Annotated in this window: 19 protein-coding genes; 8 read left to right on the plus strand and 11 right to left on the minus strand. The window is 58.3% G+C overall.

Annotation, left to right across the window (positions count from 1 at the left end; all coding sequences use genetic code 11):
- Positions 1–167 precede the first annotated feature (167 nt).
- Positions 168–749 (minus strand): YjaG family protein, encoded by a 582-nt coding sequence (locus tag BN4575_RS16440; protein WP_042019424.1) that lies wholly within the window; start codon positions 747–749, stop codon positions 168–170.
- 162 nt (positions 750–911) lie between these two features.
- Here BN4575_RS16440 and BN4575_RS16445 point away from each other — a divergent pair, with 162 nt between their 5' ends.
- Complete coding sequence (locus BN4575_RS16445) at positions 912–1,856, plus strand: D-2-hydroxyacid dehydrogenase (RefSeq protein ID WP_068979001.1); 945 nt, start codon at positions 912–914, stop codon at positions 1,854–1,856.
- Positions 1,857–1,934: 78 nt separating this feature from the next.
- Here the strand turns inward: BN4575_RS16445 and mepM are convergent, their stop codons facing one another.
- Positions 1,935–3,272, minus strand: a complete 1,338-nt coding sequence (gene mepM / locus BN4575_RS16450) for a murein DD-endopeptidase MepM (protein ID WP_068979002.1) — start codon at positions 3,270–3,272, stop codon at positions 1,935–1,937.
- 260 nt (positions 3,273–3,532) lie between these two features.
- Here mepM and BN4575_RS16455 point away from each other — a divergent pair, with 260 nt between their 5' ends.
- A complete protein-coding gene (locus BN4575_RS16455; protein ID WP_068979003.1) occupies positions 3,533–4,831 on the plus strand; it encodes a LapD/MoxY N-terminal periplasmic domain-containing protein in 1,299 nt (432 codons plus the stop codon).
- The gene (locus tag BN4575_RS16460; protein ID WP_068979004.1) at positions 4,828–5,769 is read left to right on the plus strand and encodes a TAXI family TRAP transporter solute-binding subunit; all 942 of its coding nucleotides are present in this window, start codon (positions 4,828–4,830) and stop codon (positions 5,767–5,769) included. Before BN4575_RS16455 ends, BN4575_RS16460 begins: the two co-directional genes overlap by 4 nt.
- Here BN4575_RS16460 and BN4575_RS16465 read toward each other — a convergent pair.
- Positions 5,764–6,438: a transglutaminase-like cysteine peptidase gene (locus BN4575_RS16465; protein WP_068979005.1), complete on the minus strand. Its 675-nt coding sequence runs from the start codon at positions 6,436–6,438 to the stop codon at positions 5,764–5,766. The two genes, BN4575_RS16460 and BN4575_RS16465, sit on opposite strands and share 6 nt — an antisense overlap.
- 67 nt (positions 6,439–6,505) lie before the next feature.
- Complete coding sequence (gene znuA, locus BN4575_RS16470; RefSeq protein ID WP_068979006.1) at positions 6,506–7,444, minus strand: zinc ABC transporter substrate-binding protein ZnuA; 939 nt, start codon at positions 7,442–7,444, stop codon at positions 6,506–6,508.
- A 93-nt stretch (positions 7,445–7,537) separates the two neighbouring features.
- On the opposite strand from znuA, the gene znuC reads away from it, so the two are divergent.
- Both znuC and znuB read left to right on the plus strand, forming a co-directional pair.
- A complete protein-coding gene (gene znuC, locus BN4575_RS16475; RefSeq protein ID WP_005354861.1) occupies positions 7,538–8,314 on the plus strand; it encodes a zinc ABC transporter ATP-binding protein ZnuC in 777 nt (258 codons plus the stop codon).
- Positions 8,315–8,335: 21 nt separating this feature from the next.
- A complete protein-coding gene (znuB, locus tag BN4575_RS16480) occupies positions 8,336–9,115 on the plus strand; it encodes a zinc ABC transporter permease subunit ZnuB (protein WP_068979007.1) in 780 nt (259 codons plus the stop codon).
- Between the two features lie 12 nt (positions 9,116–9,127).
- On the opposite strand, the gene BN4575_RS16485 is transcribed toward znuB, so the two are convergent.
- Positions 9,128–10,018: a LysR substrate-binding domain-containing protein gene (locus tag BN4575_RS16485; RefSeq protein WP_068979008.1), complete on the minus strand. Its 891-nt coding sequence runs from the start codon at positions 10,016–10,018 to the stop codon at positions 9,128–9,130.
- A 91-nt stretch (positions 10,019–10,109) separates the two neighbouring features.
- On the opposite strand from BN4575_RS16485, the gene BN4575_RS16490 reads away from it, so the two are divergent.
- On the plus strand, positions 10,110–10,967 hold the full coding sequence (locus tag BN4575_RS16490; protein ID WP_068979009.1) for a DMT family transporter: 858 nt from the start codon (positions 10,110–10,112) through the stop codon (positions 10,965–10,967).
- Positions 10,968–10,971: 4 nt separating this feature from the next.
- Here the strand turns inward: BN4575_RS16490 and BN4575_RS16495 are convergent, their stop codons facing one another.
- Positions 10,972–11,559, minus strand: coding sequence for a uracil-DNA glycosylase family protein (locus BN4575_RS16495; protein ID WP_068979010.1), 588 nt, complete (start codon positions 11,557–11,559; stop codon positions 10,972–10,974).
- 99 nt (positions 11,560–11,658) lie between these two features.
- On the opposite strand from BN4575_RS16495, the gene rarD reads away from it, so the two are divergent.
- Positions 11,659–12,549: an EamA family transporter RarD gene (gene rarD / locus BN4575_RS16500; protein WP_068979011.1), complete on the plus strand. Its 891-nt coding sequence runs from the start codon at positions 11,659–11,661 to the stop codon at positions 12,547–12,549.
- On the opposite strand, the gene BN4575_RS16505 is transcribed toward rarD, so the two are convergent.
- A complete protein-coding gene (locus BN4575_RS16505; RefSeq protein WP_068979012.1) occupies positions 12,531–13,265 on the minus strand; it encodes a substrate-binding periplasmic protein in 735 nt (244 codons plus the stop codon). The two genes, rarD and BN4575_RS16505, sit on opposite strands and share 19 nt — an antisense overlap.
- Positions 13,266–13,311: 46 nt before the next feature.
- Here BN4575_RS16505 and BN4575_RS16510 point away from each other — a divergent pair, with 46 nt between their 5' ends.
- Positions 13,312–13,656 (plus strand): GIY-YIG nuclease family protein, encoded by a 345-nt coding sequence (locus tag BN4575_RS16510; RefSeq protein ID WP_068979013.1) that lies wholly within the window; start codon positions 13,312–13,314, stop codon positions 13,654–13,656.
- A gap of 90 nt (positions 13,657–13,746) precedes the next feature.
- Here BN4575_RS16510 and pspG read toward each other — a convergent pair whose 3' ends face one another.
- From pspG to BN4575_RS16530, 4 genes are all read right to left on the minus strand, one after another.
- Positions 13,747–13,965: an envelope stress response protein PspG gene (gene pspG, locus BN4575_RS16515; protein ID WP_068979014.1), complete on the minus strand. Its 219-nt coding sequence runs from the start codon at positions 13,963–13,965 to the stop codon at positions 13,747–13,749.
- Positions 13,966–14,013: 48 nt separating this feature from the next.
- Entirely contained in the window at positions 14,014–14,220 is a 207-nt protein-coding gene (locus BN4575_RS16520) for a PspC domain-containing protein (RefSeq protein WP_068979015.1), read from the minus strand.
- A gap of 2 nt (positions 14,221–14,222) precedes the next feature.
- Entirely contained in the window at positions 14,223–14,897 is a 675-nt protein-coding gene (gene pspA, locus BN4575_RS16525; protein WP_068979016.1) for a phage shock protein PspA, read from the minus strand.
- 209 nt (positions 14,898–15,106) lie between these two features.
- Positions 15,107–15,835, minus strand: a complete 729-nt coding sequence (locus BN4575_RS16530) for a 1-acylglycerol-3-phosphate O-acyltransferase (RefSeq protein WP_068979017.1) — start codon at positions 15,833–15,835, stop codon at positions 15,107–15,109.
- Positions 15,836–15,906 lie beyond the last annotated feature (71 nt).

Genomic DNA, 15,906 nt, shown 5'->3' on the forward strand with positions numbered 1-15,906 from the left:
GCCTTGCTGGCGTGGAGGAAGTCGAGAGCTTGAGCGATACGCATAAAAAATCCGAAACCAATCAACAGGTTTCGGATTTTCACACATCAGAAGGATCGGTCAATGGATCCTTAACTGATCGGCATTATCCCGTTCGGGAGCTTTTTGGTATCAGGTCGCGCTGGAGATTACTCTTCCAGACTGATCCCGATGTTGGAGACGCCATCCTGAGCGGCAAACACCTTGATCGCCAGGATACGATCGCTATCGCGTTCGTGGGCCACCCGCTTGAGCAGCTCAACCTGGAATTCCAGCTCGGCCTCCATGTACTCGTGTTCGTAGAGCTCCTCTTCGGTCAGGTCTCGCTCTTCCAATAGCTCGATAAAACCGGCAACCGTGCCGACCGAAGCGTGGCTGGCATCAAAGGCCTCTTCACCGATCCGGCAGATCACAGAGCTGTAAGCGCAACCCAGTGCGACGCAAGCATCCAGCGCAGGATAGGCGCCGTAGGATTCAAACTTGCGGGGATCCGGAATATGGGTTTCGAACTCTTCCAGAATGGCCCCCAGATTGACCCGGGATCCCTTGACGGTGAGGTAGGCCCACAGCTGATCCAGCGAGTGCCGGAAGGCGCCTGCATTGCCAAAGCCGGAGGCCTGACAGAACAGGGCATAGTTGGGGTACATGCGCTCTGCCAGCGCCAGGGTGTAGACGGTCTGTTGCCAAGGCTGTAGCTCGGCCAGTCGCTTATAAAACTTGTCACCAAACACTGGAGTCGGATCCTTTGCAAAATGTGGGGCAGATTGTAGCCCACGAGGGGCGCGGCGAAAACGAAAAAGCGCCCTGGTCAGCTATGTTGCGATATGAAGTCAGGTAAGATGGGGCGAGAGCGGCATCTTGTTGCGCCGCAAATTCTGATAAGGAACAAGAGTATGAGCCAACGTACCCTTCTTTTGCTCAGCCAGGATAATGCTCACTACGAACGGCTGCTCAAGGCTGCCAACCTTCCCCATCTGCGTATTCTGCAGGCCAACAATCAGCTCGATGCCGAAAAACTGATTGGTGAGGCTCACATTCTGATGGCAGAGCCAGCCCGCGCCAAACCGCTGCTGCCCAAGGCCAGCAAGCTGAGCTGGTTGCAGTCCACCTACGCCGGAGTCGATGTACTGCTCGATCCCGACAGTCGCCGCGACTATCAGCTCACCAATGTGCGCGGTATCTTCGGCCCGTTGATGAGCGAATATGTTTTTGGCCATCTGCTCAGCCTGATGCGCCAAATGCCCGTTTATCGGGAACAGCAAAAACAACGCCTGTGGCAAAGCCACCCCTATCAGGGACTCAAAGGCCGCACGATGTTAATCCTGGGTACCGGCAGCATTGGCCAGCATATTGCCCACACCGGCAAACATTTTGGCATGAAGGTACTGGGCATCAGCCGTAGCGGCCGGGAGCGTGCCGGTTTTGATCAGGTTTATCAACTGCCTGCGCTCAACAAGATGCTGGCCCAAGCCGATGTCATTGTCAGCGTGCTGCCAGCCACCCGCGATACCCGCCATCTGTTCAATACCGCCCGCTTCGAACACTTCAAACCCGGTGCCATCCTGTTCAACGTCGGTCGTGGCAGCGCAGTTCACTCAGGCGATCTGCTCACCGCCCTGCGTACCGGCAAGCTGGCGATGGCAGTGCTGGATGTGTTTGAGCAAGAGCCCCTACCCGCCGACAGCCCGCTGTGGGGCCAGCCCAACCTCATCGTCACCCCCCACAACAGTGGTTACAGTTTTCCAGAGGATGTCGCCCAGATTTTTATTCGCAATTACATCCGCTTTATCGATGGGCAACCGCTGGATAGCAAAATCGACTTCGACAAAGGTTACTGACCCTGCCGGTTGCTACCCATGTAAAAAGGCCCCGCCAGTCTGGCGGGGCCTTTTTACATCAGGATGGCTTACTCAGCATCAGCCAGCTGCCAGCTCCTTGCGATAACTCTTCACTTTAGCGAGGAACTGACGACGCTCCTTGCCACTCAAGGGCTCAGCCATCGGCAGTTTGGCGGTCATGGCATTGACCGGGCGGTTGTTGATCCGCAGCTCATAGTGCAGGTGCGCACCGGTAGAACGGCCAGTGTTACCGGAGAGGCCAATCTTGTCGCCCATCTTCACCCGTTGCCCCGGCTTGACCAGCAGCTTGCTCAGATGCAGATAGCGGGTCGCCAAGGTACGGCCATGCTTGATAACAACATAGGTACCCGCCAGCGGGTGTCTGGTCGCCTTCTGGACGACACCATCACCGGTAGCCAATACCGGCGTACCCACCGGCAAGGCAAAGTCAGTCCCTTCATGAGGACGAATAGCACCGGTCACCGGATGTTTACGCGCCGGGTTGAAGTTGGAGCTGATCCGGTAACGGCTATGGGTCGGATAACGGCGGAAACCGCGCTCCAGACTGTTGCCCTGAGCATCGTAATAGTTACCGTCTTCCGAGAGCCACGCCGAGGTACTCTGGCCCTGGCTGATCACTTCCACCCCCAACAGCTGGCTATTGCCAGTGCTCTTTCCTTCTACCGTCTCCTGACGCACCAGTACCTTGAACGTGTCACCCTTTTGCAAATCTTTGGCAAAATTCATCCGCCACTGAAACAGGTTGGCAATTTTCTGGATATGGTTGGCCGGAATGCCTGCATTGCGGGCACTGACATAGAAGCTACCGTTGATCACCCCGTTGTAACGCTGCGGTTGCCACTCCACCTTCTCGTTGATCATGGTGGAGCTATACGCCTCGCCCCCACGTTCCATCACCAGGGTCTGCTTGATATTCAGGCGGATCTTCAGTTGCTGCAGGATATTGTCCTGATCAATCAACAGCTCGATATTCTGTCCCGGCTTGAGCCGCGCCAAATGGTTCTTGTTGTCTGCATCCAGCACCTTGTAGAGGGTGGTGGTAGAGAGCCCGAGGTTGTTGAAGATAGCGGTCAGGTTTTCGCCATTACGCACCCGATAATCCTGCCACTGGGGAGTGGCATCGACCGGGATATCGTCATCCGGCGCACTCTGATCCACCAGCTCATGATCGGGGATTTCGTTAAAGTCGGTGTTGTTTTCATTGGTTGCCGTACCGGCGGTATCAATGGGCAACTCAAGACGCAGCGGCCGCTCCAGGATGTCACCTGGCGCTGGCAATAATGCCACTGCCGACAGCGTCATGGCTGTCAGCATCAGCATCGCATAAAAATGTTTGCGGGGAACCGGGGGTTCCCAATTGGTAGCCTGCACTACCAAGGGACGGAGACGTTTCATCCGCTATCCTGTATTTAGATCTAAAGAGTGTGAGTCGCGCGATCTGTTGTGACAAAACCGCATAAAACTGTTCTTTGGACAAAAACAAACACAGATAGTTCATCACAATCTGCATGAACTTCACATTTTATGCATAACCTGTCCTGATGGGCAGAAATGATCGTCTTTTTTAACCATTTTTTCCTATTTTTAAGAACCGGGTCGGATTCGACTCTGAATAGAAACCCAAAATGTTGCGATATCTTTTCCATGGAGTGGATATGACGTTATCAAAACTGTTGAGCCGGATAATTCTCGTACTGTTCTTGATCGGTGCCGTGCTGCTGTTTGCTCTGGAGGCCACGACCATCCGCCAGTCGATCCTCGATCAGATGTCCGCCAACCTGGAGACGGCAATTACCGCGCTGGGGCTGGTCTTGCAGGGCACCTTGCTCAATGACGACAAAGTGCTGGCTGAAACTATCGTCAACGCCATGTTTGATGGCGGTTTCGTCAGCTCGGTCACCCTGATCGACCCCGATGGCCAATTACTGTTTCAGAAAGTATTCCACGCTACCCAGCAGAATGTCCCAAGCTGGCTCCCCTCTGTTATCGGCATGCCCCCCGTCAAGATTGAGCAAGAGTTGACCGATGGTTGGCGCATGCTGGGCACCCTCACTCTGGAAGGACATAGCGGCTACGCCTATCAGCATTTGTGGAATGCCATCAGCCGCACAGGTCTGGCGCTGCTGGCAGGACTCGTCGTGTTTACCCTGATCATCTCCCTGGTTTGCAAACGCCTGCTGCAACCGCTGGAACAGATCAACCTGCAGTTGATCCGGGTCCGCAAACATCAGTTCAACAGCGCCCTGCCAACCCCCTGGCTACAAGACCTCAAAGAGGTGTCGCTCTCCATCAATCAACTAGTATCCGAACGCAAACGGGATCTGTTGCAACAACGGCTCAAAATTACCCAACTGGGAAAACAGCTACCCCCGCCGACTTCACAACCACTGCAAGGGCTGGACCCATTGCCAGAAGGCGGGCAACTACAAACTTTTGCTTCTACCCAGGGGGATATTGCGCTCTATCAGCGTTTTTTACCCGGTCAGACTCTCTCTGCCAACACGGACCTGACGATCATCCAAGCTACATTGCAGCAGTGGCAGCAACTGCACGTAGAGGGTATCTCCCTGCCACTCTCGCTGCTCAATCACCCGCAATGGACCGAGATTGCCCCTTTGCTGACCCAGGGCCGTGGCAAAACGCTAGATTGGCGTTGGGATGTTGTCTCCTTCCCCTCCCACGGCCAGCCTGCATTAGCCGCGCTGCAGGAGCAGGGCTGTGAACTCGCGTTCAGTGCCATTCCCCTGAACGCAGACACGCTTAATCTGCTCGACCCGCTCAATCCCATTTTTATCAGCTGCCAGCTGACCGATGCGCCGCTCTATTGGAACCTGCTCTCCCAGACCATGCATGCCGCCGGTTATACCCTGCTGGCAGAAGCGGGCGAGTGCAACGACAGAGACCTGCTGCGAAACTGGGGTATTGATGGTTATGCCAAGGAGGCTCAAGCATGAAAAAGCTCGCCATGTTATTGCCTCTGCTTTGGCAACCCGGCCTGATGGCCGAATCCATTACGATTGGCACCGGGGGTGAACAGGGTATTTATCACCAGATAACCAAAGAGTTTTGCCGCCTGGCCCATGAGGCCGATGAGCAACTAAAATGCGCACTGCAGGGAACATCAGGTTCAATAGAAAACCTGCAGCGACTTAAGAGCGGCGAGTCTTCCTACGCCATGGTGCAGTCCGATTGGCTGTATCAAGCCAGCAAGGGCTTGGGCCCGTTTGCCACACAGCCACAACCCGAGCTGCGCGCCCTATTTGCTACTCATGCCGAACCATTCACCATAGTGATCCGTGCCGACGGGGATATCACATCACTGGAGCAGCTTAAACTGGTACCTATCGATATGGGGCTGAAGGGATCTGGCACACGCCAGACCGCACTGGCCCTGTTCAATCAACTGGGAGCACAAGAGCAGGATCTCGATTTGAAGAGCATGGCCAATCAATCCGATGCACTTTGCAGCAAACAGATTGACGCGTTTGCGCTGGTGATGGGGCACCCGAACCGGATCGTGCTCGACACCGCCAAACGCTGCGCCGTCCGCTTCCTCCCCATCGAAGGGGCCATCCGGGATCAGTTGCTCAAGGGGGTCAAATACTACCAACGCAGTCAGGTGCCCGCCCGCATCTACCCTGGCAATCTGAAAGCGACCCCCACCTTTGCCATTGCCGCCACCCTGGTGACCAATGCCACCATGCCGGAAGAGTCTGTCTATCGGCTCACCAAGGCCATGCTGACCCAGCAGACCAAGTTCAATGAGCAGACGTACGGTTACGCCAATATGTTTCACCGGGCACGCAATAAAACCGGCCCGGTGCTGAGCATTGAACAGCATCCGGGCGCGGCCAAATATTTCGAGGAGTTGAAAGCGGCAGGCAAGCTATAGCTGACGACGGGGAGAGCGCAGTTGCTCGCTGGAGAAACGAGTCTTCATCGATGTCCACTGCGCTAGCCTATCGGCACTCCCTGCCAGCGTACCTTCCCGGCGCGACTTCATGATCCAGATGCTTTTGGCATCGAAGCTGTATACGGGTATCAGATCGGTACGCTTGCTACCCGGCAGGATCCGGCTGTTGATGTTGTCGAGCACCAGCGGATCAGCCTTGGGTGTGGGGAAGTAGAGCGTCACCATGTGGAACTGGTTGTAGCGCACCGCCTTGACGTAGGCCAGCCGCAGCTTCTTCTCGTCCACCCCCAGCTCCATCAGGGTGTAGTACTTGGAGATGCTGTAATCCTCGCAATCCCCGCCCCGGGCACCGATAAACTCCAGCGGATTGGCCCAATAATCCTCGTCCCCCCACAGCTTGGGATCCTCGCTGTAGGTCAGATTGTTGAAGTAATTGTTCACCAGCTCGACCTTCTGCTGGTCGGTAGTGCCCGCTCTGGGGGTCAACAGGCGAGAGAATGCCTCGGCCCGCTGAATGGCGCGGCCACCATACACCTCCTGCAGCTTGGCCCGCAGATCCGGACTGGCAATGTACTCAGAAAGACGCGATGCCTGCACGCTGGCGCCACATAGAGCCAAAGTGCAGGCCGGGATCAACAACCATTTCATAGCAGACACTCCATGTCAGATGCTGGAGGTCAGTATAGTCCGTCCGGATGAGAGCCTCGGCCAGCGATCAACGGCATTGGGCGAATGCGTCAGCCAGTTGCTGCATGAATTGGGGATAACCATCCGGGCCAAGCGGCACCTGTTCACCTACTTCATCCAGTAGCAACACTTTTGCACCGGTATTACGCGCCACCGATTCGATCACAGCCGGTGAGAATTGCGGCTCGGCATAGATGCAGCTCGCCTGCTTCTCTTCCAGTGCCTTGCGAATATCCACCAGGGTCTTGGCGCCGGGGCGACGCTCCGGGCTCACGGTGAAGTGACCTTTTGAACTCATGCCGTAGTGGCGTTCCCAGTAGCCATACGCCTCGTGGAATACAAAGTACCCCTTCTGGTTCACCGCCTTCATCTGTCCGGCGATCACCTTGTCCTTGGCATCAACCTTGGCATCAAATGCCGCGAGGTTGGCGTCATAGCGAGCCTGATTGGCAGGATCCAGCTTGCCCAATTCGCTTGCGATCGCCTTGGCAATCACCTTGGCCTGCGTCGGGCCAAGCCAGATGTGGGGATCGACCCCTTCGTGATGATGTCCCTCATGCCCATCATCATGATCGTGATCACCGTGCTCGTGAGCGCCATGATCGTGATCATCATGGTTATGGGAGTCGTGACTATCTTGAGTCGCGTAGTTGAATAGTGGCATCCCCTCAACCTGAGTCAGGGTCAGTGCATGGGGATGATTGGCCAGCGGCTTGGCCATGAAGCCTTCCAGCTCGGGACCGACCCACACCACCAGACCAGCACTGTTGATGCTGCGAATATCGGACGGACGCAGGGAAAAATCGTGGGGAGAGGCACCGGTCGGCAGCAATACCTTGGGCTTGCTCACCCCGTCAGTGATCGCCGCTGCGATGAAGCCAAGGGGCTTGATGGTGGTCAGTACCTCCAGGGCACGGACAGGCAAACTCACCGCCAGCAAGGCAGTGAAAAGCGCAATAATTCTCATTGATGAATCTCGTCAGGGGGTGAGTATGTGATAATATAACAGCTGCTTTTTGTTATATTATAACTCTCACTGGCTGTAAACCCCGGAGTTGTCATGAGCCAATTGGTGGAGCTGAAAGAGGTCTCTCTCTCGTTTGATGGGCGCTCTGTGCTCGACAAGGTCTCCTTTACCCTCAATAAAGGCAAAATCACCACCCTGGTCGGCCCCAATGGGGCGGGCAAGAGCACCTTGAGCAAGCTGGTGCTGGGCCTGCTTACGCCGGATTCGGGCAAGATCACCCGCAGCCGCGATCTGCGGGTCGGCTATGTGCCTCAGCGCCTCTATCTGGATCCCACCCTGCCGCTGACAGTGCGTCGCTTCCTGCAACTGGGCAAGAACAGCCGCCTCTCCATCGAGGAGGCGCTGGCCCGGGTGGGCGCAGAGGGATTGCTGGAGAACCGGATGCAAAAACTCTCCGGCGGTGAGATGCAGCGTGTGCTGCTGGCTCGCGCTCTGCTGGTGAAACCCGAGCTGCTGGTGCTGGACGAACCGGTGCAAGGGGTGGATATCACCGGCCAGATCGAGCTCTACGCCCTGATCGGCCAGCTCGCCGCCGAATTCAATTGCGCCGTGCTGATGGTCTCCCACGATTTGCATCTGGTGATGGCCAGCACCCACGAGGTGATCTGCCTGAATCGCCACGTCTGTTGTCATGGCGAGCCGGAAAGCGTGGCCCGCCATCCCGAATTTGCCCGTCTGTTCGGGCGCCCGGAACAGGAGGTGCTGGCGGTCTATACCCATCATCACCACTGCGACGGCGAACACCATCATCATGAACCGCAGGCCCCCGTCATCCGCCTGCCCTCTCGCAACAACGCTCACAGCAAATAGCGCAAGCAACAGGACATTCAAGTGGACAGCTTTCTGTTATACGCCCTCGCGGCCGGCCTCGGCATCGCCCTGCTGGCCGGCCCCCTCGGCAGCTTCGTGGTATGGCGCAAGATGGCCTATTTTGGCGACACCCTCTCCCACGCCTGTCTGTTCGGCATCGCGCTGGGCATACTGCTGCAGGTCGATCTCACCCTGGCGGTGGTGGTCTGCTGCCTCGCCATGGCAATGCTGCTGGTGATCATGAGCCGCAACCAGCAGGTGGCGACCGATACCCTGCTCGGCATTCTGGCCCACAGCGCCCTGTCGCTCGGTCTGGTCACCTTGAGTTTTATGGATAACGTGCGGGTGGATCTGATGGCCTACCTGTTCGGCGACCTGCTCTCGGTGCAACCCATGGATCTGGTCTGGATCTATGGCGGTGGCGCGCTGGTGCTGCTCACCCTGTGGCGGTTGTGGGATCCCCTGCTCTCCATGACCATCTCGGAAGAGCTGGCACGGGTGGAAGGGATCCGGGTCGATGTACTGCGCTGCGTGCTGATGCTGCTGATTGGGCTGGTGATCGCCGTGGCGATGAAGTTTGTCGGGGCGCTGATCATTACCTCCCTGCTGATCATCCCTGCCGCCACCGCCCGCCGCTTCAGCCAGACGCCGGAGCAGATGGCCGGCTTTGCCGCGCTGATCGGCTGTCTCGCCGTGCTCGGCGGGCTGACCCTCTCCTGGTATCAGGACACCCCGGCAGGCCCCTCGGTGGTAGTCTGTGCCACCAGCCTCTTTGTACTGAGCCAGTTCAAAAAAGCCTGATAACCCGAGCCATTACAACGGCATGCTCTGGCGTGTCTCCATCATCAGCCACTGGCGCAACCGGCTGATGGCGGGCTCATGAGCGCGGGATCGCTTGCAGGTAAAGTAGAAGGCATCCCCCGTCTCCAGTTGGTGTACCGGCAAGGCCACCAGCTGGGGATCATCGGGCCGCAGCATGTAGTCATTCACAAATGCCACTCCCTGATCCCAGGCCGCCGCCTCCATCGCCAACAGCACATGGCTGAAGTGGTGCATCCGCGCCTCGTCCGGAATCACCAGCCCGCCCGCCTTGGCCCAGCGCTGCCAATCCTCGCCCCGCGCCTTGTAGATGGACTGCACCGACAGCAACGGCAACTGCCAGATGGCCTCGGGCCACTCCCCACTCACCTGCTGCAACAGGCGGCGACTGCAGACCGGAAAGAGCCGCTCCTGATAGATAAGATCGTGGCAATAACCGCGCCCATGTGGCGACACCGTGATAAAACAGTCCGCTACCCGATCAGAAAGCTCGGGGTCTTCTGCCACCATCTCCAGACTCAAATCCAGCTCGGGATAGAGTTGGCGCAACCCGGCCAACCGCGGGATCAGCCACTTCACCGCGAATGAGCTGTAGACCGCGAGGCGCAGCCGCATCTCGCCGCCACCGCGCAGCTGTTCGCTGCTCTGGGCAATCTGGCTGAGCCCGGCGGCAATTCCCTCGAAGTAACTCTCCCCCTGCGGCGTCAGCGAGAGCAGCCGCCCCTGACGCAGCAGCAAGCGCTCACCCAGAAAATCCTCCAGCAGGCGGATCTGGTGGCTGACCGCACTCTGGCTGACGTTCAATTCAAGGGCGGCGCGGGAAAAACTGAGCAGCCGGGCGACCACCTCAAAATATTGCACGGCACGCAGGGGAGGCAGCTTCATTATCTAAATATCTCATGAGTGGTCATTTTTTATCATTTTACTGGATAACGGCCCTCGCGCTACCCTCCCCTCATCTGAAGTGGGAGGTGGTATGAATGCAGTAGGGATCGGCATCCTTTATCTGGTGCTCGGCAACATGGTGGCGGTCTTTTCCGATGCACTGGTCAAGGTACTGGAGCCGGATCAGCCCGTCTTCCAGTTTGTCTTTTTTCGCCAGCTCTCGGCCGCCATTCTGCTGATGCCCTGGCTGCTCTGGTCATGGCGCCGCAACCCGCCGGTAGCCATCAAGTGGCACCTGCTGCGGGCCCATATCTGGGCGGTTGGCGTCTGTCTGATGGTGGTCGCCCTCACCCGCTTGCCGCTTGCCACCGCCAATGCCTTGTTCTATGCCGCGCCTTTGATGATGGTGCCGCTGGCGGTGTGGATGTCAGGGGAAGCGATCTCCCGCCAAAAGGTACTGACGGCACTGCTCGGCTTTATCGGGGTGCTGATCGTGCTGCGCCCGACCGAAGTGAACTGGGCCGCGCTGGCGGCGCTCGGGGTGGCGCTGTCGATGGCGCTCAACAATCTGCTGATCAAGCGGATCCCGCTCAAACAGCCCATCGCCCAGACCCTGTTTTTCACCAACGTGCTGAGCATGCCCTTCATTCTGGCGCTGGCACTGTGGGAAGGGGGCGACTGGCAGTGGCAGATGTGGTGGCCCGCCTTCGGCTCGTCGGCGCTGATCATGGTCTATGCAGGCCTGTGCGTGGTGGCCTATCGCCAGGCCGAGGCGAGCAAGATCGCTTCGGCGGAGTACACCGGCCTATTGATGGCGGTGGCCATCGGGGTGTGGCTGTTTGACGAGCAGCCGGGCCTGCCGCTGCTGCTGGGGTGCCTCTGCATCATCTTGCCGCTGGTCGCCATGGCCCGCAGCAAACCCAAACCGCTGGCTGAACCGGCTGTTTAAGCGCTCAGGGTCGCTCCAGCAAAGGGGCGACCCTTTGCTGCAGATGGGGGACTATCTCCTGCTCGAACCAGGGATTCTTCCTGAGCCAGAGGGTGTTGCGCGGGGATGGGTGCGGCAACGGCAGCCAGCCGGGGCCATAGTCGGCCCAGCTGCGCACCGTCTCGGTCAGTGATCCCTTGGCCCCATCGCGCAGATAGTAGGCTTGCGAATATTGGCCGATCAGCAGGGTCAGTTCGATGTTGGGCAACAGCATCAGTACCTTGTCGTGCCAGGTGGGCGCGCACTCGGGTCTGGGTGGCAGATCGCCGGATTTTCCCCTGCCGGGATAGCAGAGCCCCATCGGCATGATGGCGATGCGGGATTCGTCGTAGAAGGTGGTTTTATCGACCCCGAGCCACTGCCGCAGCCTGTCACCGGAGGGGTCATCCCACGGGATACCGCTGGCATGAACCCGGGTGCCGGGCGCCTGACCGATGATCAGCAGGCGGGCACTCTCGGCCCCGCGGATCACCGGACGAGGCCCCAGCGGCAGGTGATCCTCGCACAGACGGCAAGCCCTGATTTGCTCAAACAACTTATCGATTCGCTGCATGACGTTGATAGTACCAGCATTTCCCTGTTTTCCCTCTTGTGGAAACAAGACGCGCCCCCTACTATCGCCATGGGTGTTTAATTTAATAAACGGATAATAATGAAAAACTGGCTAGGTACCGGCACCGCAACCCTCTCCTTCATCCTGTGGGGGATGCTGCCGCTCTATTATCAATTCATGCCCGAGGTCAACATGTGGGAGCTGATCTCCCACCGGGTGCTCTGGTCTGTGGTGCTGCTGGGCGCCCTGTTTCTGCTGCTTGGCCACCAAGTGCCGTGGGCACGGTTGCGCAGTGAGCCGCGCCAGCTCGGCCTCATTCTGCTGGCGGGCCCCGTGATGTCCATCAGCTGGTGCATGTTCACCTGGTGCCTCACTACCGGGCAGGTGCTGACCACCAGCCTCGCCTTCTTTATGACCCCGCTGTTCAATATCGTATTCGCCGTCATCTTCCTCAAAGAGCGACTCACCCCGCAAAAGCATCTGGCGGTCGCCCTGGCGCTGGCGGGTCTCGCCTACATGCTCTTCTGCTACGGCCAGCTCCCCTGGTTCTCCCTCATCATGGGGGCCAACTTCGCCTGCTATGGCCTTATCAAGAAGAAGATCCACTACGACACCGGCACCAGCCTCTATCTGGAAGCCATGGTGCAACTGCCCGTCGCGCTGATCATCATCGGCACGCTGGCGTGGCACGGGGAAGGGGCATTCGTGAACGGGGATCTGGCTGACAAGCTGCTGCTGATGGGCAGTGCGCCCGCCACCCTGCTGCCGGTGGGGCTGTTCTGCTACGCAGTGGCGAGAACCCGGATGAGCACTGTGGGACTGCTGCAATATATCGAGCCCAGCCTCGCCTTCCTGCTCGCCATCTACTGGTTTGGCGAAGCCCCAGACCCCATCAAGACGGTCGGCTTTGCCTTCGTCTGGTCGGGTCTGCTGGTGAGCCTGCTACCGTTGCACCGGCTCAAACGCCGTCCTCAGGGCGTACCGCGATAGGACTCCAGCACCTTGTGCCAACGGGGATCCCTGTCCATCTGCTCGGCAATGTTGTTGAGGCGGGTATGGAGATCGGCGCGGGATTTGGGAATCAAAATATGGCGGGTGTAGCTGGATTGGGGAAAGGGCGAGATAAACAGCTTGCCCCGATAGTGGCTTGAGTCGATATAAAAGCCCAGTGCCGAGCCGCTCACCAGGGTCACATCGATGCGCCCGCGTACCAGCAGCTCGAGATTGGTCTTCACCTTTTTGGCATCGTGGCGCACCAGCTTGCCCCGGCTGGCCGCATCGTCGATGCCCTGATAGCGATAGCCCTCCACCCCGCCAAACACCAGCCCATTGAGGGAGTCGGGCCCGCGATAGGTAACCGGATTGTCGATGCTCGAGATCAGCTCGTTGGTGTCGCGCATCACCGGGAAGGTCCAGAGATAACGCTCCCGCTGGGGATCCCCCACCCAGGCGGGATTGACCCAGACCACCAGACCGTTGAAGGCGGGATCCGACATCTCCAGCGCCAACCGGGCACGATTGACTAGCCAAAGCTCGATCCTGGGTTCACCCCCCAGCTTTTCATTGAGATACTTGACCAGCTCACTGCTCAGCCCTGCATCCACGCCGGTATTGAAGGGCGGATGCTGATGGTAATCGTAGAGACGGATCGTCTCCCCCTGAGCCGGGACCGACAACAGTAACCATAACCAGAACCAGACTCTCATCGCACCTCCTTGAGCTGCCTCTGAGTTTGGCACATAGAGAGTTCGAATGAGAGAACCCGCGACCACCACACCAGTGCCGCTACCATCAGAGCCTTCACGCTGGTCTGTCTATATGGTGCGTACCGCCACTGGCCTGCTCTATACCGGGATCAGCACGGATCCACTGCGCCGCCTGCGCCAGCATCAGAGTGGCAAGGGCTCCCGCGCCCTGCGCGGCAAGGGGCCACTGACGCTGGAATGGCAGCAGGAAGTCGGCGAGAAAGGGGCGGCCCTGCGCATCGAATACCGCCTCAAGCAGCAGCCGAAATCCTTCAAGGAGCAGCTGATCCACAGCCCGGAGCTCTGGCAGAACTGGAGCCCACAGTGGTTAGCTGCCCCCGCCAAAACCTGAGCCTGACAGGCAAAAAAAGGCCACTCAATGAGTGGCCGGAAAGGGGAAATCAGGGAGCATCACACAACGTATTGCACAACTACAGGTCAGTTACAGGTAGGTATTGGAACGCTTGCTGCGGTTGCTGATAAGCCAGCAAACCGCCAGCGCCAGCAGCAACCAGGGGGCCAGCTTGATGATCAGAGCAAGCATGCCGCCCAGTGCCCCAAGCAGCACAAACAGGCCGCTCACCAGCAACATGGCTACCAGGGTAAAACCGGTCAGTGCCATGACCAGCAGCACCACCAGCAATATGAAAAATTCCAGCATAACTTGCTCCTTATCAGTACCTTGTCTGCCGACTGGTCAACCCCTCGGTCAATCCAGCCAGCGCTTCAATTCATAACGGGGCGGCATCACCAGCACCGCCAGCAGATAGGCGGCCAGTGCCAGCGGCGGCATCAGGATCAGGGCGAGCAGTGCCACCACCCGCACCGTGACTCTGGAGACCCCCAACCGCTTGGCAATACCGGCACAGACCCCGGTCAACTTGCGATGCACCAGATCCTTGGGCCAGGGGCTCATGGTTACACCTCCGCCTTCTGGCCTTTGAGGCGAGCCAGCTCGCGCTCGATCTCGTCATTGAGCTCCAGCTCGCGGAACTGTGCCTCCAGCGAGGGATTCTGCCCCAGCGTGGCCGCCTCCAGCTGGGCTTCCAGCTGGGCTTCCAGCTGATCGACCCTGCCCTGAAAGCCGTCAAAGCGGGCCATCAGCTCATGCATCCGCTGGTTGTCCACCTGGGCGCGGGCACGAATGCGGCTGTGGGCCGTCTGCTCGCGCAGGGTCAGCAGTTTTTGCTTCTCGCGGGCCTCGGTCAGCTTGGCCGCCAGTCGCTCGCTGTCGGCGGTGAGCTGGGCCAGCACCTCGGCCACCCGGGCCTTGTCCTGCTCCAGCTGCTCACATTTCCTGGCCTCAGCCAACTTTTCGGTGAGAGCGGCACGGGCCAGATCCTCACGCCCTTTCTGGATGGCGAGCTCGGCCTTGGCCGACCACTCCAGGATCTGCGCCTGCAACGCCTGCTGGTGACGCTCCAGCTGTTTCTGTTCGGCAATCACCCGGGCGGCCTGGGTACGCATCTCGACCTGCACCTGTTCCATCTCTTCGATCATCAGGCGCAGCATCTTTTCCGGCTCTTCACTCTTGTCGAGCAGGCTGTGCAGGTTGGCATTAATCACGTCGGTCAGGCGGCTGAATACGCTCATGGTCTGGCTCCTTATTGCTGGGATGGCTATCTCTTCCCATTGCATTACAAGAGCCGTGCCAAGAAAAATTATTGTTGTTTTACATATAGATGGAATTTTACGGGGAAATTCAAGAAGGGTTTATTGGTGAAAATAGCCAACCAAGTGGTAATTTTCACCAACAAAAAAGGGAGCTTGTGGCTCCCTTGTCGATTCATTTTCGATATCTATCAGGCTGCGCGGCTGTGGCCCAGCTTGCTGTCCAGTTCGGCCAGCTTGGCCTCCATCTGGTCTCGACAAATCGTAGAGAGTTCACGGATCCCGGCTGCGCCGTGCTCCTTGCTGCACAGTGGCGGCAACACCTCGACCAGTACCTCGCCGTTGTCCCAACGATTGAGATCGATCTGCCCAAAATAACTGGAGCAGACGATGGGCACCACCGGCACTTCAGCCTGCACCGCGGTATGGAAGGCGCCGACCTTGAACGGCAACAGACCACGCCCCTGAGAACGAGTGCCCTCAGGGAACATCCAGATTGAGGTGCCACGCTCCTTGATGCGGTTCACCACCTGACCAATGGTGCCGATGGCACGGGAGCGGTTGGAGCGGTCGATCAGCACGTTGCCAGAGAGCCAGAAGATGAGGCCGAAGAAGGGCAGCCAGAGCAGGCTCTTCTTGCCCACCGCCACCACTCCGGGCATGACGGCACCAGTCACAGTAAAGATATCGAAATTACTCTGATGGTTGCACACGTATACCGATGGCCCCACCGATTTGGCTTCCTCGGCCACGGTCACCTTGATCCGCACCCCGATCAGCGGGCAGACCGCGTGATACATGCGAGCGAAGACATAGACATTGTTGGGATGGCGCGGACGAACCAGACAGAGCAGCAGGCCGAACAGGAACCAGAAAATGAGCAGCAGACCAAGCAGCAGCACACGGGCAATTTTGAGCATCGAACACCTCGAGTTTTAACTCGGCGCAGTATACTGATCCCCCTTTTAGCGAACAAGCGTTCGCCAAACAG

The organism is Aeromonas sp. EERV15 (assembly GCF_900079845.1).
In the GTDB taxonomy this organism is placed as follows: Bacteria; Pseudomonadota; Gammaproteobacteria; order Enterobacterales; family Aeromonadaceae; genus Aeromonas; species Aeromonas sobria.